This is a genomic window from Nocardioides sp. NBC_00163, from assembly GCF_045206295.1.
Lineage (GTDB): Bacteria > Actinomycetota > Actinomycetes > Propionibacteriales > Nocardioidaceae > Nocardioides.
Genome location: NZ_CP108155.1, coordinates 5,985,402 through 6,007,331, shown reverse-complemented (window position 1 = coordinate 6,007,331; position 21,930 = coordinate 5,985,402). Strand labels below are relative to the sequence as shown.

Genomic DNA, 21,930 nt, shown 5'->3' with positions numbered 1-21,930 from the left:
TCACTGCTCGGTCTCCTCTTCGTCGCCGGCGCTCACGGCTCGACCGCCGGACTCCTTCAGCCACGCCTTGAGCTCTGCGAGCTTCTCGACGCTGAGCACGATCTCGACGAGCGGGGTGATCCGGTAACGGTCCTCGGACTCCTCCTCGATCAGCCCCTCGCGAGCGAGCCGGTCGACTGCCCGGCGGATCTCGCGGCGCGCGGAGGCGTCGCCGCTGGCGACGTCGAAGTAGGTGAGTACGGTCTGCTCCAGCTCGTCGGCGTCAACCCGCGCGGAGTTCTCCCCCGCGCCTCGTTCGCGCTGGAAGACGGTGCGGAGATGGACCAGCACGAGCGTCTCGGCCCGTGAGTAGGCGTCGTCCTTGAGGAGCACCGGCACGTCGAGCTCCTCCGAGCGCACCTGTCGCTTGTAGGCGATGCCGCGGTCGTGGTCGACGACGAGCCGGATGAACAGGTCGTGGAGCCGGGACTCGATCACCGCCTGGTGGTCGAGCAACGTACGCCACTGCCGCGGGCTCTTCTCGGCCGTGATGAACCGGCGGCGCAGCAGCTGGACCAGCACCCGGCGGATGTCGGCGTCGAGGACGCCGCGGTCGCCGACGAAGAGCTCGGTCGGGTCGTCCTCCATCGAGACGGGCTCGATGAAGCCTTCTGGCTCGCTGCCGTAGGCCACGGCCCCAGCCTCAACCTGAGGGTCAACCTCGACCTCGGCCGGTGTCACCGTCTCACTCAACGCGCATCCCCTTTGCCATCCGCCGTCATCGTTGTGCTGATCCTCACTCCGCCGAACGCGAACCGCCGCCGCACCCCGTCGGCCCGGACCGCCTCGATCGTGGAGATCTCCCCCGTCTCGGCCATCCCGCGCCGGTGGGCGATCTCCAGCAGCCCGAGCAGGTCGACAGGGCGCCGGATCTCCTCCGGCGCGGCCGCGAAGACCTCGGCCAGGTCCACCGGTTCCTCGGCTCCGTGGGTCGCCAGATAGGCGTCCAGGTGGGCCTCGATCGCCCGGTAGCCCGGCCCACCCCAAGCCTTGGTGTCCTCGACCGCGCTCTCCACATCGCCCCAGTCGGCGAGCGGCGCCGGCGGCTCAGGCGGTCGCAGCTCGCTGACCGACTGGCGCAGATGACCGAGGTCGGCGACGGGCAGCCGGCGCAGCGGCTCGACGGACTCGGCCGGGCGCGAGGACGGCATCCACGCCTGGAAGCCGACCATCACATCGCGCAGCAGGTCGTCGACCTGCCGGTCGCGGGCCGGGTCGTGCGTACGCACCTGGGTGGTGATCACGTGGGAGGCGGTCTGCTGGGCGGCCAGCACCTCGGCGACGCCCGTCTCGATCCGGCGACCGACCGCGGCCAGCTCGGCCCGCTCGGGCGGACCCATCTGCCGGGTGAACCGGTGTCGCAGCACGGTGTGCAGGTTGGTGGCCAGGTCGTCGAGGTGGCGCGGGTCACCGATCATCCGCAGCGCACCGGCGAACGCCTTGCCCTCCGACGTGGAGGCCATCACGTCCTTGCCGCGCTGCAGGTACTCGCGCAGGACCTCACCGGCCGGACGTACGTCCTGACGCAGGTCGGTCACCACGTCACGCTGCATCGCCCGGATCGACTCGACCACCCGCGCGAAGTCGGCGGGGAGCTCACGGGTCAGATGGAGGATGTTCTCGGCCTGCTCCAGCAGGGTGTCGTCATCGACGGCGTCGACGACGCCGGTGCGGTCCAGGCGGGCGATCTCGGCGCGCCGCTCGGCGATCTCCTCGGTCAGCCGCGCCACCCGGGTCAGCACGTCGGGGTCGGCGTCCAGGGCGAGCCGCTCGACCGCCTCCAGCAGCGTCCGGACCCGCGACTCCGAGACCCGCGCCCGAGACCCGCTCGCCCGGCCGGCGATCTCGAGGGCGCCCACCGCATGCGCGGAGAGCCGGTAGACCTCGTCCTCGCCCTCGATCTGGCGCAGCAGCCACCCGGCGCGCACCCACTGGCGGCACAGCTCACGGGCCGTGCCGACCGGCAGCATCACCTCGCCACCCTCGCCCTCGGCATGGCCGGTCGCCCGGAGCCGGTCCACCATGTCGCCGATCTCGGCGTGCGCGTCCACCACCGGCACGGCGGCTCGCTCGGAGGTGAAGGTCACCGAGAGCACCGCCACCACGAATGGGGCAAACCGGCCGTGCAGGAGGTCGAGCATCGGGTTCTTGAAGGCGGCCAGAGCCCCGGCGTACGCCGCCTCGACGCGAGTGTCACTCATCGGCAGATACCGTACGTGGCAGCACCGACAACACCACAAACCTTCATCACACGCGCGGACACGCCGAGAATTCGGTTGCCGCCTACCGCATAGTTATCCCATGCGGGTTCGTCCTTTTCCTGTCGTAGTGGCCGTGGTGGCCCTGATCGCACTCTCCGGCTGCGCCGGGAACTCCGAGAGCCCGGAGTCCGCCGCGAAGGGCGAGTCGGCCAGCGCCTCGCCGTCCGCGGAGGCCCTCACCGCCAAGATCTCCCCCGCCGACGGCGCCAAGGACGTACCGGTCGACAGCACCGTGACGGTGACCGCGACCTCGGGCGAGTTCGCGAGCGTGAAGGTCGCCAAGCCCGACGGACGCACCGTGCCCGGCTCGCTCTCCGAGGACAAGTTGACGTGGACCGCCAACGACCTGCTCGACCCGGCGCTGCGCTACACGGTCACCGCCACCGGTGAGACCGGCAAGGTCACCAGCAGCTTCACCACCCGCTCGCTCTCCCTGGCCCAGCAGACCTTCGCCACGATCGTCCCCGTCGACAAGTCCGAGGTCGGCGTCGGTATGCCGGTCGCGGTCTACTTCGACGTGCCGGTCAAGGACCACGCCTCCTTCGAGAAGCGCATGCACGTCACCTCCACCCCGGCGCAGACCGGCTCCTGGTACTGGGTCTCCGACACCGAGGCCCGCTACCGCCCGCAGGCCTACTGGAAGCCGGGCACCACCATCAAGGTCGACCTCGACATCAACGGCGCCTCCGCCGGCGGGGACGTCTACGGCCAGCACAGCCGCACCGCCACCTACAAGGTCGGTGACGCGCACGTCTTCAAGGTCAACGCGCGTACGCATCAGATGAAGGTCTTCAGCAACGGCAAGCTGCTGCGTACGATCCCGATCACCACCGGCAAGCCCGGCTTCACCACGCGGTCGGGGATCAAGGTCATCTCCGAGAAGCACCGCGTCAAGGAGATGCGCTCGGAGACGATCGGCATCTCCGACCAGAGCTCGAGCGACTACTACTCCCTCGACGACGTCGAGTACGCCATGCGGATCAGCAACTCCGGCGAGTTCATCCACGCCGCGCCCTGGTCGACCGGGTCCCAGGGCTACGCCAACGTCTCCCACGGCTGCACCGGCCTCTCCACCGCCAACGCCGCCTGGCTCTACGGCCTGGCCCGCATCGGCGACGTCGTCGAAACCACCGGCACCGACCGGAAGATGGAGTGGGACAACGGCTTCGGCGACTGGAACCTGTCCTGGGCCGAATACCAGAAGGGCTCGGCCCTGCGCTGACTCTGGTCAGGCCTTCGTCATCACCGCCAGCCCGTCCAGGTGACGCGCCAGACCGTACTCGAACAACGCGTCCAGATCCGGCGGCGCATCCTCGGACATCCGCGCCAGCAGCGGGAACCGGTCGCTCGTGAGCACCTCTCGACGCCGGGCTCGTTGGCTCTCCGACCAGCGGCTCAGGCTCAGGCCGGTCCTTCGCTCGGCCGCGGTCTCACGAGCGTTGGAGAGGGCGACGGTGACAACCAGCCCGTGCAGCGTGAGCGCCTCCTGGAGGCGTACGTCCATCGGGAGCTCGAGTTCGTCCAGCGCCCGCATCGTCCACTCGGTGTGGTCCATCATGTGCGGAACGAAGGTGGGCCGGGTGAACGAGATGACCTGCGGCAGCCACCGGTGACGCCGGCACAGTCGCCAGTGCTCGCGCGCGACCAACTCGAGCTTGGCGCGCCAGCCCGGCGGGCCGTGCTCGGGCAGAGCGAGATCACCGAAGACGAGATCGGCCATCTGGGCCAGCAGGTCGTCCTTGCTCGTGACGTAGCGGTAGAGGGACATCGGCCCGAGTTCCAGGCTGCTCGCCAGGCGGCGCATCGACAACGCCTGGAGTCCGTCGGAATCGGCCACGTCGACAGCGGCACGAAGGATGCGGGCGCTCAGCACCTCCTGCTCCGCTGACCCGGGCTGTCGTGCGGGTGGACGCGCCGGCCGCGGGCTGACCACGGTGCCCGAGCCCACCCTCGTCTCCACGAGCCCCGCCTCGCGCAGAGCGGCGATCACCTTCGTCGCGGTCGCCACCGCGACGCCCCACTGCCGAGCGATCGCCCGGATCGACGGGACCCGGTCACCGGGGCGGAGCTCGCCGATGGTGATCCGGGAGCCGATCTCCGCGGCGATGACTCGGTAGGGCGGATCACGTCGTTCCGAAGGCGGCATCAGCGGTCCGATCTGGTCGAGGGAGGGGAGGCGGGGCAAATCGTACTAGTTCACTTTCGAACGGAAACTAGTGCACTTCGCGCGATCTTCGCTTGCTGAGCCACCCGCATCGGTGAATACGGTGTACGCACATCGACGAACTCAGGATGAGAGAAGGAGCACGAATGAGAAACCGCGACGTTCTCGTGACGGGTAGTGGCATCGCCGGGACGACCCTGGCCCACCTGCTGTGTCGCTACGGGTTCAGACCGACGGTGGTGGAGCGATCGCCTGGACCACGGACGGGCGGTCACGCGATCGACATCCGCGGGACGGCCCGCGAGGTGATCGGGCACCTGGGGCTTGTACCCCAGGTCCGCGCGGCCCTGCTCGCCGCCCGAGGCATGGCCTTCATCGATGAGCGCGGACACCGCCAAGCCAGCTTCGACCCGGACGTCTTCGGACCCTCGGGCGGACCCGCCGCCGAGTGGACGCTGCTGCGCACCGACCTGGCCACCATCCTCTACGAGGCGACCAAGGACGAGGTCGAGTTCGTCTTCGACGACGCGATCACTGAGGTCACCCAGGACGCGGACGGCGTCACCGTCGCGTTCGAGAAGGGACAGAGCCGGCGCTTCGACCTCGTGGTCGGCGCCGACGGTGTCCACTCCGACCTGCGCCGGATGACCTTCGGGCCCGAGGAGCGCTACGTCCACGACCTCGACTCCTACCTGTGCCTCTACTCGGTCAGCTCCGCGATGGAGCACGACTGGCAGCTGATGTACACGATGCCGGGCAGCGATGGCCGCCCCGGCCGCACCGCCGGCATGCGGCCACTCCCAGGCACCGACCGTGCCCTGGCGGCCTTCTTCTTCCGGGGCCGCGGGTTCTCCTACGACCGGCGCGATGTCGAGGCCCAGAAGCAGATGGTGGTGCGTACGTTCCAGGACGCCGGCTGGGTCGTGCCTCGCGTGCTGCCCCAGATCTGGGACAGTCCCGACTTCTACTTCGACCGGGTCGAGCAGGTGCAGATGGACACCTGGTCGAGCGACCGGGTCGCGCTCGTGGGCGACGCCGCCTACTGCGCCTCGCCGATGTCGGGCATCGGCACCAGCCTCGCGCTGGTCGGCGCCTACGTGCTCGCCGGCGAGCTGGCCAAGGCCGACGGCGACCACCGGATCGCGTTGCCTGCCTACGAGGCAGGGATGCGCGCGTTCGTCGACCGCGCCCAAGTCTTCGCCCGCACCTCGGGCGACGGCGGCCTGATGCCGGACACACCCACCCAGATGTGGCTGCGCAACCTCTCGATCCGCGCGATGCGGTTCCTGCCCAGGCGGCTGGTCGGCCGCGGCTTGGAGAAGGTCGCCGATACGGTCTCACTCGCCGACCACGCCGCCCCGAGCGCCGACCGAGCGCTCACCGCGCGAAGGAACGCCCGATGAGCGCCTCCTCCACTGCCATGGCCACCGCGGCACCGGTACGCGGCCGCTTGCGGGCCGCCTGGATCCTGCTTCCGCTTCTGCTGGTGATCTCCGCGGCTATGTCGCCCGTGCGCTCAGCCCACGGCGACAGCCGCGCATCATCTGCCGGTGGTTCCAGGTCAGCACCGGCCGCAGCAGCATCGAGGCCACGCCGAGCAGGCCGCGTACGGCGACCTCCTGCTCGAACACCATCCGGCTCCCGTTCGGCGCCGGCGTCAGCGTCCACCGCGCGAACCCGTCCAGGTCGCCGCCGAGGCCGACCTCCAGCGTCGGCAGGTCGCGGCTGACCGCGTGCAGCACGATCTCCAGGTCGTACGGCAGCGCGGAGCGGCACACGAGCAGGGCATCGTCCTCCCCCAGCTTCACCACCGCCCGCACCTGCGGCCACCACTCGGGATAGCGCTCCAGGTCGACCAGCATGGCCCGTACCGCCTCCGGAGGGCTCGGGATCACCCAGGTCTCCCTGAACACATAGCGAGCATGCACGGGCTCAGTCTGCCAACCGGCCGGACACAGCGTGGCCGAGTCGACACAGGACGGTCGGCGGGGATACTTCTCGCCATGAACCGTCTCGGACCGGTCCCGCCGGTGATCCCGTACGCCGGCCAGCACGACGGGCCACGGCGCGTGCTCTCGTTGCGTCTGCGCCGAGGCCTCATTGCTACGGCGTCGGCGAGCGTCAACATCGACGGCGCGGTGTACCCACAGCAGTGGGGCGAGTGCGCTTTCGAGATCCCCGCGGACCGGCCGGTCGCGGTCGCCGTTTATCAGCACGGTCGTAGCGGGCAGGTCGGACTGGCAACCGCGGTCCTCGGGCCTGACCACACTCCGACGCTGGAATACCGGGGCCCGGCCCACCTGGCGATGGCCGGCGAGCTCGGCGCACCAGGCACGGTCCGCCAGCGCGGCGTCGTCGTTCAGAGTGGACTGTGTGGCTGCCTGATCGTCCTGCTCCTCCTGCTTCTGGGATTCATCGTCTTCGTCTTCACCAGCCTGGTCACCCGATGAGCTCGGCGACAGTCTGACGCCCTAGTTGCGGCGAGAGCGCGCCGAGAGCGGCCTCGGCGGCTTCGTCGCACAGTCCGGCGGTCACGGACTCGAGTCGGGCGCCGACGGCAGCCACGGCCGCGGGTGCCATCGACAGCGAGGTGACGCCCAGCCCGACGAGCACGGGGGCGAGGAGCGGGTCGGCGGCGGCCTCGCCGCAGATGCCGACGGGCTTGCCGGCCGTACGCCCCGCCTCGGCGGTGATCGCGATGAGCTGCAGCACCGCCGACTGCCAGGGATCGGTGAGATGGGCGAGGTCGGTGGCGAGTCGGTCGGCGGCCATGGCGTACTGGGTCAGGTCGTTGGTGCCGATGGAGAGGAAGTCGACCACCTCCAGCATCCGGTGGGCCATCAGCGCCGCCGCCGGCACCTCGACCATGACGCCCGGCTTGAGGCCGCGGGCGCGGACCAGGGCGGCGAAGTCGGCGGCCTCCTGGACGGTGGCGACCATCGGCGCCATCACCCAGGTGTCGGCTCCGGTGCGCTCGGCGGCGATAGCGATGGCGTCGAGCTGGCGCTCCAGCAGGCCGGGGTTGTCGGCGGCCAGCCGCAGGCCGCGTACGCCCAGGGCCGGGTTCTCCTCGCCGTCATGGGTCGCGAAGGCGATCGGCTTGTCCGAGCCCGCGTCCAGGGTGCGTACGACGACGTGGCCGCGGCCGGCGAAGGGGGCGAGCACCTCGGCGTAGACGTCGGCCTGCTCGGCCACGGTGGGCTCCTCGCGACGGTCGAGGAAGCTGAGCTCGGTGCGGAAGAGGCCCACGCCCTCGACCTGGCCGGCGGCCGCGTCTCGTGCCGAGGAGCCATCGGCGACGTTGGCGAGCAGGGCCACCGGGTGGCCGTCGGCCGTGCGCCCGGGCCCGGTCCAGGCGGCGACCGCCTGGCGCCGGGCGAGGTCGGCCTCGGCGCGGGCGGCGGCGTCGGGGCCCGGCTCCAGGTCGACGATCCCGGCCTGGCCGTCGACGAGCACAGGTGTCCCCGCGACGATGCCGGTCGCGCCGGCAACCCCGACCAGGCACGGGATGCCGAGCTGGCGGGCGATGATCGCGGTGTGACTGGTGGGGCCGCCCCGCTCGGTGACCAGCGCGACCACCCGCGCCGGGTCGAGAGCAGCGGTGTCGGAGGGCGCCAGGTCGGCGGCGACCAGCACGCACCGCCCCTCGGGTACGTCCACGCCGGGCTCGGGCTCGCCGGAAAGATGGGCGAGGACTCGGCGCTCGATGTCGCGCAGGTCGGTCACCCGCTCGGCCATCAGGCCACCCATCCCGCTGAACAGCGTGGCAAACTGCTCCACCGCCGCCGCGACGGAGGCGACCGGCCCCTCCCCCGCACGCAGGTGCTTCTCCACGGCGACTCGCAGCCCCTTGTCACGGGCCAGGCCCGCGCTCGCGCTCAGGACGGAGGCGGCTGCGCCGGAGGCGGCCTCGGCCCGGCGGGCGTACCCGTCGGCCACGGCGGTGGCGGCCGCCTCGTAGGCCGCGAGGGCGTCCTCGGGCTGCTCGAAGCCGCGCCGTTCGAAGGCCTCCAGCGCGGCGGGATCGACCTCGGTCCGCACCACGTGGACGGGCGCCAGCACGATCCCGGGGACCACCGGAGTGCCGGAGAGGACAGATGAGTGAGACGTGACCATGGCCACAAATATCTGCCCTAACCCCTTGACTAGTCAACACATTCGGGCATAAAACAACATATGTGGGCATTCACAGCCCCGAAACCCACCCGAAACCACACCGATCTTGAAGGAGGCCGGGATGTACGCCGAAGAGCGACAGATCGCGACGGCCCGTCTCGTCGCCGAACGCGGGCGGATATCCGTGGCCGACATCGCCGAGCGATTCGAGGTCACCACCGAGACTGTGCGCCGAGATCTCTCCACGCTGGAGCGGCGAGGTCTGGTCCGCCGGGTCCACGGCGGCGCGGTTCCGGTGGAGACCATGGCCGTGCTCGAGTCCGCGCTAGGCGAGCGGGAGCAGACCTTCACCGCGCAGAAGGACCGCATCGCCCGGGCCGCGCTCGCACTCCTCCCCACCGAAGGCGGCACCATCGCGATCGACGCCGGCACGACGACCAGCAGATTCGCCCACGCGCTGCCGCGCGACCACCACCTCACCGTGGTGACCCACGCGGTCCCGGTTGCCGCCATGCTGGCCGGCAGCCCTCAGATCGAGCTCCACCTGCTGCCCGGTCGCGTCCGGCCGGCCACCCAGGCCGCGGTCGGCGCCGAGACCGTGGACGCGCTGAGCCGCCTGCGGGTCGACGTCACCTTCGTGGCCACCAACGGGCTGACGCTGGCCCACGGCCTCTCCACCCCCGACCACGAGGAGGCAGCGACCAAGCGCGCGCTGGTCAATGCCGCCCGCCGGGTCGTGTGCCTCACCGACTCCAGCAAGATCGGCGTCGAGACCACACTCCGCTTCGCCGCGCTGGGCAACATCGACGTGCTCGTCACCGACAGCGACATCGACGACGACGTCGCCGACGAGCTCCGTGAGAGCGGCCTCGAGGTGCTGATCGCATGATCGTCACTCTGACCGCCAACCCGAGCATCGACCACACCGTGATGCTCACCAGCGCGCTGCGCCGCGGTGAGGTGCTGCGCGCCCGGACGACCACCTCCCAGCCCGGCGGCAAGGGAGTGAACATCTCCGGAGCGGCGTACGCCGCAGGCGTTCCCACCCGCGCCGTGCTCCCCTGTCCCGACCTCGACCCGATGGTCGCCGAGCTGCGGGCCTCCGGGCTCGACGTGGTCACCGTCGGACCTGCCGGCCGGCCGCGGATCAACACCACCGTGACCGAGCCCGACGGCACCACCACCAAGCTCAACGGACCCGGGGCCACCGCGACCCCGGCCCTGCTCGACGCCCTGGCGGCCCGGCTCGTGAAGGAGGCCGAGCAGGCCCGCTGGGTCGTCCTCGCCGGATCGCTGCCGCCCGAAGCCCCGTCCGGTTGGTACGCCGAGGTCGTGAGCGCGCTCCGGTCCACCGGCACCCGCATCGCCGTCGACACCAGCGAGGCACCCCTCGAGGCGCTCGCTGCCGGGCTCCCGGCCGGCGCACCCGACCTGCTCAAGCCCAATGCCGAGGAACTGGCCTCCATCACCGGATCCGACTCCCTCGACGACCCGGCCGCCGCAGCCGCGGCGGCCCGGACCCTGGTCGACCGCGGGGTCACCGCCGTGCTCGCGACCCTCGGCGGAAACGGCGCCGTCCTCGTCTCCGAGGAAGGCACCTGGCACGCCACCCCGCCGCCGACCGAGGTCGTCAGCACGGTCGGTGCCGGCGACAGCTCGCTGTTCGGCTATCTCCTCGCCGACCTTCGCGGACTCTCCGCCCCTGAACGTCTCGGGCTCGCCGTCGCGTACGGCAGTGCAGCCGCCGGCCTCCCCGGCACCACCCTCCCCACCCCACCCCAGGTCCGTGCCGACCTCGTGTCCGTACGCGACCTCGACCCCATCACCGGAGGACTCTGATGTCCGCACTCATCGCCCCCGAGCTCGTGGCCCTCGACGCCGATCTCGGCTCTGACAAGCACGACGTCATCCGTGCGCTGGCGCAGCGCGTGGCCGACGCGGGCCGGGCCACCGACCTCGACGCGCTCGTCGCCGACGCGCTGGCCCGCGAGGAGGTCTCGGCCACCGGTCTCCCCGGCGGCCTGGCGATCCCGCACTGCCGTACGTCCGGGGTCGACGAGCCCGTGGTGTCCTTCGCCCGGCTCTCACCCCCGGTCGACTTCGGCGGCAAGGACGGCCCGGCCGACCTGGCCTTCCTGATCGGGGCACCCGCGGGCGGCGACGCCACCCACCTGACCATCCTGACCAAGCTGGCCCGTGCGCTGGCCCGGCCTGAGTTCGGACAGACCCTGCGCGAGACCGACTCGGCCGAGCAGGCTGCCCAGACCATTCTCGAAGCGGTCGGCGACATGCCGGCCCCGGCCAAGAGCGCGACGCCCGAGCCCGCACCTGCCCCGGCTGCGACGGAGAAGCGCACCCTCGTCGCGGTGACCGCCTGCCCGACCGGCATCGCCCACACCTACATGGCGGCCGAGGCACTCGAGGCCGCGGCCGCCCGGGCAGGCGTGGAGATCGCGGTCGAGACGCAGGGCTCGGCCGGGGCGACGCCGTTGCCCGCCGAGACGATCGCCCGCGCCGACGCCGCCATCTTCGCCGTCGACGTCGGTGTCCGCGACCGGAGCCGCTTCGCCGGCAAGCCACTGATCTCCTCCGGTGTGAAGCGTCCGATCGACGACGCCGACGCGATGATCGCCGAGGCGCTCGCCGCCGCCGCGGACCCGAACACCGCCCGCGTGGAGTCCGGCAGAGGCGACTCCTCCGAGTCCGCCCGCGCCGCCTCGGAGAGCTGGGGCGGACGGACCCGCCGGGTCCTGATGACCGGCGTCTCCTACATGATCCCGTTCGTCGCCGCCGGCGGCCTGCTGATCGCGCTGAGCTTCCTGCTCGGCGGCTACGACATCACCGACGTCTACGGCGCGGTCATGGTCGACAACACCCTGACCAACCTCCCCGACGTACAGGCCCTCGGCCTCGACCACGCCCTCTTCGACAGCGGCCTCGCCGTCTATCTCGGCGCCCTGTTCTTCGTCATCGGCAAGACCGCGTTCATGCTGTTCATCCCTGCATTGGCGGGCTATATCGCGTACGCCATCGCCGACCGCCCCGGCATCGCCCCGGGCTTCATCATGGGTGCGCTGGCTGCCAACCTGTTCGGCGTGGTCAACGCCGACGGCGTCGCGGCGCCTGCGACCGGCTTCCTCGGCGCGATCGCGGGCGGTGTCCTCGCCGGCGTGATCGCCCACTGGGTCAGCAGATGGCGCGTCCCGAGCTGGGCGCGTGGCCTGATGCCCGTGCTGGTGATCCCGCTGGTGACCTCGATCCTGGCCGGTCTGGTGATGATCATCGTGCTCGGCAAGCCGATCAACTGGCTGATGGAGCAGCTCACCGACGGCCTCGCCGCCCTGGACGGCACCAGCGCCGTCGCCCTCGGCGCGGTGCTCGGCCTGATGATGGCCTTCGACATGGGCGGCCCGCTCAACAAGGTCGCCTACAGCTTCGCCGCCACCGGCGTCGGTGCCGCCTCGCTCGCCGCCGACTCCCCCGAGCTGCGGATCATGGCCGCGGTCATGCTCGCCGGGATGGTCCCGCCGATCGCGCTGGCGCTGGCCACCGTCGTACGTCCCCAGCTCTTCACCCCCGCAGAGCACGAGAACGGCAAGGCCGGCTGGCTGCTCGGCGCCTCGTTCATCACCGAGGGAGCGATCCCCTTCGCCGCGGGCGACCCGATGCGCGTCATCCCGGCGATCATGGTCGGCAGCGCCGTGACCGGCGGCCTCTCCCAGCTCCTCGACGTCGGCGTCCGTGCGCCGCACGGCGGCATCTTCGTCCTCTTCGCCGTCACCAACGTGCTCGGCTACCTGATCGCTCTCGCCGCCGGCGTGATCGTCGGCGCCGGCATGGTGATCGCCCTCAAGTCCCTCGGCCGCGCTCCGGTCCCGGCCGTCGCGACCAGCTGAACCCTCAAACACACCACCGAAGGAGCATCATGCCCACCCAGACCGTCACCGTCGGTTCCGCCGTCGGCCTGCACGCCCGCCCCGCCGCGATCATCTCCGAGAAGGTCGACGAGCTCGGCGCCGAGATCACCCTCGCCGTCCCAGGCAGCGAGCCGGTCGATGCGGCCTCTTCGCTGCTGATCATGACCCTCGGCGCCGCCAACGGCGACAAGGTCGAGGTCACCGGCCCCGACCAGGCCGCGGTCGACACCATCGCCGCGCTCGTCGCGCAGGATCTCGACGCCTGAGCGAGTCGTCACCGCGGTCGGCCGAGGCGTCACCCCGTCGCCCGAGTTGGCGCGCACGTGCCAACTCGACCGACCGACCTGACGCCTCGGCAGGGTTTGCCGGCCTGCGGCACTGATCGCAGCAACCGGCCTCATTCAACGCGTGGCAACGGTACGTTTGCAGGGTGGTCGATCCGCCCTGGGACCTCCTGCTGACGGTGGCGTTCGTGCTCACGGGCACCGCAGGGATCTGGATCCTCGTGGTCTGCCCACCGTCGGGCACGGAGACCGTTCTCCACCTCAACCACGCCGTGATGAGCGTGGCGATGATCCTGATGATCTGGGTGATCGTCTCGGACGTCGCGGTCTGGGCGCAGGTCGCGCTCTTCGCGGTCCTGGCCCTGGCGCTGCTCGCGGCCCTGCGGCGCGCGAGCGACGGGGCCCGGCGCGCTGACCTGGTCGGTCATCTCGGCCTCAACGCCGCAATGATCTGGATGCTCGCCGCGATGCCGCTGCTGATGGCTGACGTGGGCGGTCTCGAGGGTCATGCGGGTCATGGCAGCGCGGTGGCGATCGCACCGGCCGGGCACACTCCGGGCTGGGCGGTCGCGGTCAACTCGCTGTTCGTCGTGGTCTGCGCGGCCGGGGTGCTGTGGTGGCTGGTGCGGGCGACCGCCGTCCGAGAGCACCGACTGCCGGCCCTCGGCCACGGGCTGATGGCTGCTGGGATGGGCACGATGCTCGTCCTCCTTCCCGCGTGAGGATCAGACTCCCGCGAGCGGGCGGCCGCTGTCCCGCCAGCCGAGCACGCCGCCCTCGAGGTTGTAGGCCCGGCGACCGGTCGCGGCGGCCCGGGCCGCGAACCGCGCCGACCGGTCACCCGTCGGACATACGAATACCACCCGCGACGCCTCCGAGAACGGCATCCCCGCCTCCATGACCTGCTCGAGCAGGTCGTCGCGGAGGTTGATCGCCCCCGGGATGTGGCCGGCCTGGAAGGCCAGCGCCGTGCGTACGTCCACCACGACCACGTGCTCACCCGCAGCGGTCCACGCCTCGATGTCCTCGGGGGCCGCTGAAGGCGCCTCCGAGGCAGGAGCGGGGCTCGCCGCGCCGAACAGGTCGGGGCGGCGGTGGCGGTAGTAGGAGAGGTACGGCTCCATCCGGTCGCATGCGATCACGACCGCTGTGACCGGGCCGCCGGGGCCAGAGAGGAGCCGTTCCCGAGCGGCGGCATAGGCCGCCCCGGTGGTGGGCCCGGCGAGCACGCCGTGCCGGGTGGCGAGCTCGAGGCTCGCGGAGATCGCGTCGGCCGAGTCGACGGCGGCGATCGCGTCGTAGAAGCCGGGGTCGAAGAGCCCGACCTCCCACATCTCCGCCGCCGAGCGGATGCCGGGGATGAAGTCACCTTCGGCGGCGACGACGCCGACCACGGCGGTCTCCGGGTTGCGCTCGCGCAGGTACGTCGCCGCCCCTCGGGTGGAGCCGGTGGTACCGAGCCCGCCCACGAGCAGGTCGACCGGGCCGGCGTCGCGGTAGATCTCGCGGCCGGTCTGCTCGTAGTGGGCTCGCAGGTTGTCCTCGTTGGTGTACTGCGAGGTGTGGTGGTAGCGGCCCGGCTCACCCTCCATGAGGTCGCCGATCACCCCGAACACGTCGTTGGGCGCGGTCGGGTCCGGGCACTCCGAGAGTCCGGGCATCTCGGTCACCTCGGCGCCCAGCAGCGACAGCATCTCGCGGACCTCCCGCACCCGGACCCGGTTGGTGAAGGCCCTGAACCTGACCCCGTGCATCGAGGCGATGATCTGGAGCGCCTTGGCGGTGTTGCCGCTCGATGCCTCCAGGACGACCTGCTCCTCCTCGGCGATCGTCCCGATGTGGTCGCGCAGCATCGCCCAGGCGACGCGGTCCTTGACGGAGCCGAACGGGTTCGCCGACTCCAGCTTCAGGAAGATCTCGGCCTCGGGCACACGGTGGGCGGCCGGATCGAGCCGCAGCAGCGGGGTGTCGCCGATCATGTCCAGCACGCTGTCGTAACGCATGGTCAGCTCCCGTGGTGGTCGTCTGCGACGAAGGTGAACCGTTCGCCGTCCCAGACCGCCGCGACCTTGGGTGGCGGCGGATGCCCGCCGGCGGAGGACGCCGACAGGTCCATCTGATAGGCGGCGGTGTTGACGAACGCGAGTACGTCGCCGCTGCTCGGCTCGGACTCCAGGAACACCTTGCGGCGGCTCACCAGGTCGGACTCCAGGCACAGCCGGCCGGCGAGGAACACGCCCTCCGCCGGCGGCTCACCACGACCGTCGACTAGCACCGGGTCCAGCAGGACCTCCTGGTCGGCCGGGGTGACCTGGTTGCGGGAGAGGTCGAGCACGACCAGGTCGCGCCCGGCGGCGCGCTTACGGTAGAGCACCGAGGCCAGGGTGACCCCGGCGTGGTCGACCAGGGCCTTGCCCGGTTCGATCCACAGCGTGAGCATGCACTCGCGCAGCACCTCGGCCACCGGTCGCCGCTCGATCTCGGCGGTCAGGAACCGCTCCAGGACGTCGGTGGCGGGGCGGTGGTTGCCGTACTTGTGCGCTGACGGAGCACCTCCGACCGCGCCGGCTCTCCGGAGCCCGAGGTCGTGACCGGGCCACACCAGCTCCCCCGGACCAGCGGCGACCGCTTGCGAGTACCGCTGGAACGGCTCGGGATCCTCGACGAAGCGCTGCCGGAACCCACCGCCGATGTCGATCACCGAGGGCCGCAGGCCCTTCCGGTGGGCGGCGGCCACGACCGCCATCGACTCGGTCAGGGCATCCACCCGGGCGGCCGGGTCCGCCGTGTCGAGATGGAACGCGACACCGCGCAGGTCGAGGCCGGGGGCGCGGCGTACGGTCTCGAGGGCAGCGGCGGCGTCGGCGAGGTCGATGCCGAACCGGGACTGGGGCACCGCCGGCGAGACGAAGCCGGAGAGCCGCAGCAGGACCGGGACGGCGCTGCCGGCCGGCGCGGCAGCGGCGAGCCGGTCGAGCTCCCAGAGGTCGTCGGCATTGGCGGTGACCCCCAGCGCGGCGATCCGCTCGATGAACGCCGGCGACTTCGGACCTGTCGCCTCGATCCGGTCCGACGTGAACCCCGCGGCCAAGGCCCGGTCGAGCTCGGCCGCGGAGGCCACGTCCGCGCTGAGCCCGGCGGCGGACGCCTCGGCGAGGAGCGCGGCCGAGGCGTTCACCTTGTGCGCGTAGAAGATGTCGTACGGCACGCCGTGACGCCGCAGGACGCCCGCGAGCGCGGTGGCGTTCTCGGCCATGACCTGAGGAAAAACCACGTGGAGCGGCGATCCGAACCGTTCGATCGCCTCACTCACCGCGGCAGCGTCGTCGAGGAAACGGGCGGTGATCGGGTGTCTCGCGGCCGGGAGCGGCAAGCGTGGGCTCACCCCTCGGCCACCGTGTAGCCGGAGTCGCGCAGGTCGGCGAAGACCCGGTCGCGCTGCCCGGCGTCGGTGAACCTGGCCCGGACCCGCTTGCCGTGCAGGTCGACCTCGATCAGCTCGGCCGCCTGGGCGTCGAAGACGGCGGTGATCGTCACCCGACAGTGCCGGCAGGTCATGTCCGGGACCCCGAACTCCTGCTCCCCCGCCGCGAACCGTACGTCCCGCGCGGCGGACTCGGGGATCTCGGCGATCCGCACCGACTCGACCGCGGACCGGAACGCCCCGGTGAGCGCCTCGGCGACGGCTGCGAGCGGCTGGACGCGCTGCCCGTCGACCTGATGGGCTCGCTGCCCGAGGCAGACGGGCCGCTCCCCCGCCGGCAGCAGGGCGTACTGTCGCGAGATCTGGTCGAGCTCGACGTGGTAGCGCTGGATGGCCGCACGTGGCCCCAGGCCCTCCTCGCGGGCCTGGTCCATCACGCCGTGGGCGTCGGCGATGGTGCGGCGCTTCATCTCGGCGAGCAGCGCGACGGTCTCCGCGGTGTAGCGCAGCCGGCCGCCGCTCCCCTCCAGGCTCGCGGGGATCATGCCTCTGCGGTAGGTGGAGGCCTGCAGCTCCCAGAACCAGGTCGAGGCCACCGTGCCGTAGAGCCCGGAGTCCCACATCGCCTCGGCGAACTCGACCGGGTCCTCGATCCCGACCTGTCCGGCGAGCATGCCGTGCTGGACGAGCGCTCGGCCGGCGGCCTCGGCTCCGACGCGGAAGATCTCGGCGGGCTCCTGGTCGGTGGTGGTGTCGGCGAGGACGTCGAGCGCCTCGTCGTCGAGGGCGTCCGAACGCGCGGTGACGGGCTCGGAGTCGGCGATCGCGTCACCGACGGCGATCACCGCCTCTCTGGCAGCGATCGGCAGCATTGGGCTGAGCGCGCCTGGCCCGATGTGGCCGCTGTTCGCGATCCCGCGGGAGTCGCGCCAGGTGACGCGGTGCGTGGCGCTGACCACCTGGTCGGGCCGGCACGGCCGCATGAAGGACTCCAGGTAGCGCCGTTGTCCGGTGGTGAGCGAACCCGCGGGTTCCGGGGTGAGCTCCTCGACCCGGTAAGCCACCGACACCTCGGCGACGGCGGGGGCCGGGCCGGCCAGGAAGTCGGGGCCGGCCACCTCGGCCAGGATGCGGGCGGCGGTGGCGCGGTCGTACCTGATGCCGTCGTTCTGCACGTGTCAGTCCCTTTCGGCAGCGGCGGCGAGGCCCTGCAGGAGTCGGTCGACGTCGTTCTCGTCGTTGTACAGGTGGAAGCTCACCCGGACCGCGTCCTCCCGCGGCCCGTCCAGACAGTGGTCGCCGGCGCGTACGTACACCCCGCGGCGTTCGAGGGCGAAGGCCACGTCGGCGCCCGCCTGACCGTCGAGGGCGAAGGCGGCGATGCCACTGTGGGGCCGGCCCGCGTCGACCGGCGGCCCGAGGAGGGTGAGGCCTCCGATCCGGGCGGCGCCGTCGGCGAACCGGGTGGTGAGCGTGGTGAGGTGGCCGCCGACGCGGTCGAGGCCGATGGTCTCGAGGAACGCGGTCGCACTCGCGAGCCCCGCGGCGCCGGCCCCGTCGAGGCTGCCCTCCTCGGCGGCGTCGGTGAGCGGCGAGACGTGTCGCTCCGGCCCGCTCCGCGCGGCCGCCCGGTCGACCGCGATCCGATGATGCTGATCCCGGCGTACGTAGACCGTGCCCGTGCCGGGAGGCCCGAACATCTTGTGGCCCGAGACGACGGCGAGCTCGGCCCGGGACTCGGCCAGGCGCAGGGGGAGCCGCCCGGCGCTCTGGGAGCAGTCGAGACAGACCGTCGCTGACGACGGGATCGCCAGGGCGTCGAGGTCGGTCCGGGTGCCGTGGAGGTTGTGTACGTCGGTGACGACGGCGACCGCGGTGCGGTCGCTCGCCGCTCGGGCGAAGTCGTCGGGGTCGATGCGTCCCAGCCGGTTGCGGCGGTACGCCACCGCCCGGACGCCCTGGTGGCGCATCCGCTCGGCGAGCCGGAGCCATGGCCGAACCGTCGAGAGGTGGTCGCCTGGGCAGTAGAGGATGTCCCCGCCGTTCGCGAGCGCCGCGGGTGCCCAGCGGTCGGCGAGGAACGCCATCGCACCGGTGGCGCCACGGGTGAAGGCGACCTCGTCGGGGAACGAGGCGCCGAGGAACGCGGCGACGTTGGCGCGGGCATCCTCGAAGCGGCGCAGCGCGTCCCGGGCCCACGGGTGTCCGCCCCTGCCGGGGTTGGCGGCGGGCCCGCGCAGCTCGGCGGTGAGCTGGGCGATGACCGGTTCGGGACAGGGGGTGCCGGACGCGGCGTCGAGGTAGACGAGATCAGGTTCGGCGGTGAGGGCCGGAAAGTGCTGACGGGAGCCGAGGCCGGGCACGGACGACTCCTCGGCCGGTCAGGGTTCGCGAGCGATCGTGAATCCGGCCTTGGCGAGCGTGGATCTGACGACTCTCGGTTCGAGCGGTCCGGCGGCGGTGACGCGGGCGCTCGACACGGCTCCCGGGTTCAGGTCGACCACGACCCCCTCGACGCCCTCCAGGCCACCGAGAGCGCTCGTCACGGTCTCGACACAGCGGTGACAGGTCATTCCATCGATGCGCACTTCGAACTGAACCGACATGAAACTGCCCTTCAGTAGGACTTCGGTGGTCGCCCAAAAATATCACCGAACGAGTGGCCGCGAGGTCGGTTCGCGTCGGTCGGCGCTCAGGCTGTGACCTGTGCGAGCCCGCGACCGACGAACAGCACGCCGAAGGCGAGGAGCACCACGATGCTGATGACGTGGTTGTGGGCGAGGAGCCATCCGGTCGCGGACCGGAGCCAGCCGCGGCCACGCTCGCCAGCAAGGACGAACACGAGCACGGGGACGACGAAGTCGATCATGCTCGCCGCCAGCAGCAGCGCGATGCCGCTGATCTGCGCACTGAGCCTCACGTCGGCGGTGACCACGATGCCCAGCCCAGAGACCAGGATGGCCACGTTGGGGTTCACGACCGCCAGCAACAGGCCGGCGACGAGCACCAGGCCGACGGACGGATCACGTAGTGCCGAGACCCAGCCGGGCTCCTCCATAGCCGCCCGGTGCGTCGCCCGTGCCGAGGGAGCACCCGCAGCCGACTGCAACCGCGGCCGGAGCCACGACATGACCGCCACGGCGAGGAAGATGACGCCGACGACGATGCTCATCCAGCCACGAGTCGTCGCCGGATCGTCATTGGCGGCATCAGCCGCCCGCCCAGCCGCCAGCGCGGCGACCGACAGCACCCCGTAGACAGCGAGGAACGGCAGTGCCAGCGCGACGACGTTGCGGAACGGGTGCGAGGACCCGAGCAGGAGCAGGCAGGCGACAACCGCAGCCGGGGTGACCGCCAGCCCCACCATCTCCGGCAGCAGCTGCCCGGCGAGTTCCCACATGGGCACAACCTCGCCAAACGCCCGGCCGCCGTCCTCACCCCTTCCGGGGGAAACCGGTTCAGTCGTCTGCGCGTACGACGCAGCGGAACCCGACGTGCGACGTCGTGTCCCGCACGCCGTGCCCCTGGCGCGCGGCGGGCCGGTAGCGGCGGCAGTATTGCGGCGAGCACAGGTGCGACCCGCCCTTCGTCACCATCCGATCGGTCTCCTTGACCTTCTCGGCGCCGGTGCCGGGGCGTTGGCTGCCGCCGCAGCAGGAGGGCGCCGCGACGTCGACCTGCCGCGAGGGCGTACCCGACCCGGCCCGGCCGTGAGGTGGCGCGATGAGGTCACGGTGGTCGGGTGTCCAGGGAGTGCGGGTCCATTCCCACACGTTGCCGACCATGTCGTAGAGACCGTGCCCGTTCGGCGGGTAGGAGGCGACCGGGCTGGTGCGGTCGTGTCCGCGCGGATCCTCGCTGCGCCACGGCCACTGCCCCTGCCAGGTGTTCGCCATCAGCCGCCCGTCCGGAGACAGCTCGTCACCCCACGCGTAGTCGGAGCCGACGAGGCCACCGCGGGCCGCGTGCTCCCACTCGGCCTCCGTCGGAAGCTCTTTGCCGGCCCAGCGGGCGTACGCCACGGCGTCCTCCCAGCCGACGTGCACGACCGGGTGGTCCGGGATCTCGGTCCAGTCCGCGACCTGGCGTCCGGGCCGGCTCCCCGCATCGGCCGCAGGGCCGTCGGGGTGGCGCCACTGGGCACCGGGCTGCCAGCGCCACCACCGGGTCCAGTCGTGCAACGGGACCGGCCCCGGGGCCTGGGTGAACACCTGCGAACCGGGCACCAGCAGCGCCGGGTCGGCACCAGGGAAGTCGGCCGGGTCGAGGTCGCGCTCGGCGACGGTGACGTACCCGGTGTCGTCCACGAAGGCCGCGAACTGCGCGTTCGTCACCGGGTGCCGATCCCACCGCACGTCACCTACGGAGACCTCGACCACCGGGTGCTCCTCGGGGTAGAAGCGGTCGCTGCCGACAAGGTCCAGGCCGCCGGGGATGAGCACCTGCTCGGTCCCGCTCTTCGGGTCACGAACGTCGAGCTCGATCCTGGCTTGGAAATCCCGGGTCATGGGACGCCTCCGATATGAAGTCTGACGAAACGGTGGCCACGTTCGACTCTCCGTCTCCACGGTGTGCCGAGCCTAGGAACAGCACAGGCGTGGGTCCTCACCCCAGACGGGTGAGGACCCACGTACCCGTGCTCTGTGCGTCAGCGCCTTCTACCGACCTGGAGCTCAGGGGGTTGTGTCGACGACCTCCACCGAGATCAAGGTGGCGCCGAGATCACGCACCTTGGCGAGCAGTCCGTACAGAGCGGATTGGTCGGCCACCGAACCGCACAGGGAGGTCGTGCCGTCGGCTTCGTGGACGAGGCTCATCGCGTCGAACCAGACCGACCAGTGCTCATCGAGGTGACCCGCGACCCGGAGCTGGTAGCAGACGGGCTCGCCGGGCCGGCTCATCGCCGGTCGGCAACGGTGGAGACCTCTTCATCGGCACCTGCCGGCAGAGTCGTGGGAATCGCGGTCCGGACGCGCGTGGTGAGCCAGAGGGAATACCCGAGAGCGATCATGGCGATGGCGTTGGGGAAGGCCAGGAACCGGTAGAACGCGTCGGGCAGAAAGGCGAGCGAGGCGGTCAGGAGGCTGGCGACGGCGAGGAGGACGGCTGCCCACCGGGCCAGAACGCGTGTCCGGTAGAGGGCGATCCCGAAGATGAGTCCGCCGCCCAGGAAGGTGGCGCCGGAGATGTTGAGCGCGGTCTGCATCAGCCCGATGTCGCCGGTGGCGGCTCCGTTGGTGGCTGCGGCGAGAACGTCGTTGACATAGGCCGGGTCGGTTGCGGCGATGGTGGGCAGCACGACGGCACTGACGAAGGCGCCCGCCATGATGGTGAGGTAGCCGAGCGCGAAGACGCCGTACCCGATCAGGCCGAGCAGCCCGATCTCTCTGACCTGCCGCAGGTACATGCCAGTGATGCCGGCCAGGGCCAAGATCGCCATCAGCACCTTGAACACGTTGCGGACGGCCCATTCGGTGGTCGTGACCGCTACGACATCGGAGTGAGGGTGGCCGAGCTGCACGCCGATGAACGTGACGCCGGCGGCGACAGCCGCGCCTGCGGAGATCCGGATGAGGACGGTTGGGGTGATGATCATGTCCGATTCCTGTTCTGATCGGTTCGCGACAGGTGCCGCGAGATGATCCGAACCTAGGAACCGATGATGGGACCTGGCGTCCCCACACGATGTGACAGACGGTGTGACACGTCTTCGATCCAGCGTCCT

General features: G+C 71.3%; 22 protein-coding genes. 8 read left to right on the top strand and 14 right to left on the bottom strand.

All coding sequences use genetic code 11. The features are described from left to right. Together OG801_RS28675 and OG801_RS28670 are read right to left on the bottom strand one after the other, a co-directional pair. Entirely contained in the window at positions 1 to 672 is a 672-nt protein-coding gene (locus OG801_RS28675; RefSeq protein ID WP_406032588.1) for a DUF4194 domain-containing protein, read from the bottom strand. A gap of 56 nt (positions 673 to 728) precedes the next feature. Then, positions 729 to 2,240 carry a DUF3375 domain-containing protein gene (locus tag OG801_RS28670; RefSeq protein WP_406032587.1) on the bottom strand — a complete coding sequence of 504 codons (1,512 nt, stop codon included), beginning with the start codon at positions 2,238 to 2,240 and terminating at the stop codon, positions 729 to 731. 100 nt (positions 2,241 to 2,340) lie between these two features. Here OG801_RS28670 and OG801_RS28665 point away from each other — a divergent pair, with 100 nt between their 5' ends. After that, complete coding sequence (locus OG801_RS28665; RefSeq protein ID WP_406032586.1) at positions 2,341 to 3,522, top strand: Ig-like domain-containing protein; 1,182 nt, start codon at positions 2,341 to 2,343, stop codon at positions 3,520 to 3,522. Positions 3,523 to 3,528: 6 nt separating this feature from the next. On the opposite strand, the gene OG801_RS28660 is transcribed toward OG801_RS28665, so the two are convergent. Then, positions 3,529 to 4,485 carry a TetR/AcrR family transcriptional regulator C-terminal domain-containing protein gene (locus OG801_RS28660; protein ID WP_355017316.1) on the bottom strand — a complete coding sequence of 319 codons (957 nt, stop codon included), beginning with the start codon at positions 4,483 to 4,485 and terminating at the stop codon, positions 3,529 to 3,531. A 125-nt stretch (positions 4,486 to 4,610) separates the two neighbouring features. Between OG801_RS28660 and OG801_RS28655 the strand changes: the two genes are divergently transcribed. After that, positions 4,611 to 5,867 (top strand): FAD-dependent monooxygenase, encoded by a 1,257-nt coding sequence (locus OG801_RS28655; protein ID WP_406032584.1) that lies wholly within the window; start codon positions 4,611 to 4,613, stop codon positions 5,865 to 5,867. A gap of 96 nt (positions 5,868 to 5,963) precedes the next feature. Here the strand turns inward: OG801_RS28655 and OG801_RS28650 are convergent, their stop codons facing one another. Further along, positions 5,964 to 6,392 carry an SRPBCC family protein gene (locus OG801_RS28650; RefSeq protein WP_406032582.1) on the bottom strand — a complete coding sequence of 143 codons (429 nt, stop codon included), beginning with the start codon at positions 6,390 to 6,392 and terminating at the stop codon, positions 5,964 to 5,966. Between the two features lie 75 nt (positions 6,393 to 6,467). Between OG801_RS28650 and OG801_RS28645 the strand changes: the two genes are divergently transcribed. Further along, positions 6,468 to 6,914: a hypothetical protein gene (locus tag OG801_RS28645; protein WP_406032580.1), complete on the top strand. Its 447-nt coding sequence runs from the start codon at positions 6,468 to 6,470 to the stop codon at positions 6,912 to 6,914. On the opposite strand, the gene OG801_RS28640 is transcribed toward OG801_RS28645, so the two are convergent. Next, positions 6,904 to 8,580 carry a putative PEP-binding protein gene (locus OG801_RS28640; protein WP_406032578.1) on the bottom strand — a complete coding sequence of 559 codons (1,677 nt, stop codon included), beginning with the start codon at positions 8,578 to 8,580 and terminating at the stop codon, positions 6,904 to 6,906. The genes OG801_RS28645 and OG801_RS28640 overlap by 11 nt on opposite strands. A gap of 121 nt (positions 8,581 to 8,701) precedes the next feature. On the opposite strand from OG801_RS28640, the gene OG801_RS28635 reads away from it, so the two are divergent. From OG801_RS28635 to OG801_RS28615, 5 genes are all read left to right on the top strand, one after another. Beyond that, on the top strand, positions 8,702 to 9,469 hold the full coding sequence (locus OG801_RS28635; protein ID WP_406032576.1) for a DeoR/GlpR family DNA-binding transcription regulator: 768 nt from the start codon (positions 8,702 to 8,704) through the stop codon (positions 9,467 to 9,469). Then, positions 9,466 to 10,419 carry a 1-phosphofructokinase family hexose kinase gene (locus tag OG801_RS28630; RefSeq protein ID WP_406032574.1) on the top strand — a complete coding sequence of 318 codons (954 nt, stop codon included), beginning with the start codon at positions 9,466 to 9,468 and terminating at the stop codon, positions 10,417 to 10,419. Before OG801_RS28635 ends, OG801_RS28630 begins: the two co-directional genes overlap by 4 nt. Further along, positions 10,416 to 12,476 carry a fructose-specific PTS transporter subunit EIIC gene (locus OG801_RS28625; RefSeq protein ID WP_406036318.1) on the top strand — a complete coding sequence of 687 codons (2,061 nt, stop codon included), beginning with the start codon at positions 10,416 to 10,418 and terminating at the stop codon, positions 12,474 to 12,476. The genes OG801_RS28630 and OG801_RS28625 overlap by 4 nt, the downstream gene beginning before the upstream one ends. Positions 12,477 to 12,505: 29 nt before the next feature. Next, entirely contained in the window at positions 12,506 to 12,763 is a 258-nt protein-coding gene (locus OG801_RS28620) for an HPr family phosphocarrier protein (protein WP_406032572.1), read from the top strand. A gap of 164 nt (positions 12,764 to 12,927) precedes the next feature. Continuing rightward, on the top strand, positions 12,928 to 13,503 hold the full coding sequence (locus OG801_RS28615; RefSeq protein ID WP_355017309.1) for a DUF5134 domain-containing protein: 576 nt from the start codon (positions 12,928 to 12,930) through the stop codon (positions 13,501 to 13,503). A gap of 3 nt (positions 13,504 to 13,506) precedes the next feature. Here OG801_RS28615 and OG801_RS28610 read toward each other — a convergent pair whose 3' ends face one another. The 9 genes from OG801_RS28610 to OG801_RS28570 form a co-directional block, all read right to left on the bottom strand. Further along, positions 13,507 to 14,784: a pyridoxal-phosphate dependent enzyme gene (locus OG801_RS28610; RefSeq protein ID WP_406032570.1), complete on the bottom strand. Its 1,278-nt coding sequence runs from the start codon at positions 14,782 to 14,784 to the stop codon at positions 13,507 to 13,509. A gap of 2 nt (positions 14,785 to 14,786) precedes the next feature. After that, the gene (locus OG801_RS28605; RefSeq protein ID WP_406032568.1) at positions 14,787 to 16,166 is read right to left on the bottom strand and encodes an alanine racemase; all 1,380 of its coding nucleotides are present in this window, start codon (positions 16,164 to 16,166) and stop codon (positions 14,787 to 14,789) included. Continuing rightward, positions 16,163 to 17,380, bottom strand: coding sequence for a copper chaperone (locus tag OG801_RS28600; RefSeq protein WP_406032566.1), 1,218 nt, complete (start codon positions 17,378 to 17,380; stop codon positions 16,163 to 16,165). Before OG801_RS28600 ends, OG801_RS28605 begins: the two co-directional genes overlap by 4 nt. 3 nt (positions 17,381 to 17,383) lie before the next feature. After that, positions 17,384 to 18,568 carry an aminotransferase class V-fold PLP-dependent enzyme gene (locus OG801_RS28595; protein WP_406032564.1) on the bottom strand — a complete coding sequence of 395 codons (1,185 nt, stop codon included), beginning with the start codon at positions 18,566 to 18,568 and terminating at the stop codon, positions 17,384 to 17,386. 18 nt (positions 18,569 to 18,586) lie between these two features. After that, on the bottom strand, positions 18,587 to 18,751 hold the full coding sequence (locus OG801_RS28590; RefSeq protein WP_406032562.1) for a hypothetical protein: 165 nt from the start codon (positions 18,749 to 18,751) through the stop codon (positions 18,587 to 18,589). A 146-nt stretch (positions 18,752 to 18,897) separates the two neighbouring features. Then, the gene (locus tag OG801_RS28585) at positions 18,898 to 19,605 is read right to left on the bottom strand and encodes a GAP family protein (RefSeq protein ID WP_355017304.1); all 708 of its coding nucleotides are present in this window, start codon (positions 19,603 to 19,605) and stop codon (positions 18,898 to 18,900) included. A gap of 58 nt (positions 19,606 to 19,663) precedes the next feature. Continuing rightward, positions 19,664 to 20,713: a formylglycine-generating enzyme family protein gene (locus OG801_RS28580; protein ID WP_355017303.1), complete on the bottom strand. Its 1,050-nt coding sequence runs from the start codon at positions 20,711 to 20,713 to the stop codon at positions 19,664 to 19,666. A 165-nt stretch (positions 20,714 to 20,878) separates the two neighbouring features. Beyond that, complete coding sequence (locus OG801_RS28575) at positions 20,879 to 21,106, bottom strand: hypothetical protein (protein WP_355017302.1); 228 nt, start codon at positions 21,104 to 21,106, stop codon at positions 20,879 to 20,881. Further along, positions 21,103 to 21,801 carry a hypothetical protein gene (locus tag OG801_RS28570; RefSeq protein ID WP_355017301.1) on the bottom strand — a complete coding sequence of 233 codons (699 nt, stop codon included), beginning with the start codon at positions 21,799 to 21,801 and terminating at the stop codon, positions 21,103 to 21,105. Before OG801_RS28570 ends, OG801_RS28575 begins: the two co-directional genes overlap by 4 nt. Positions 21,802 to 21,930: the final 129 nt, after the last annotated feature.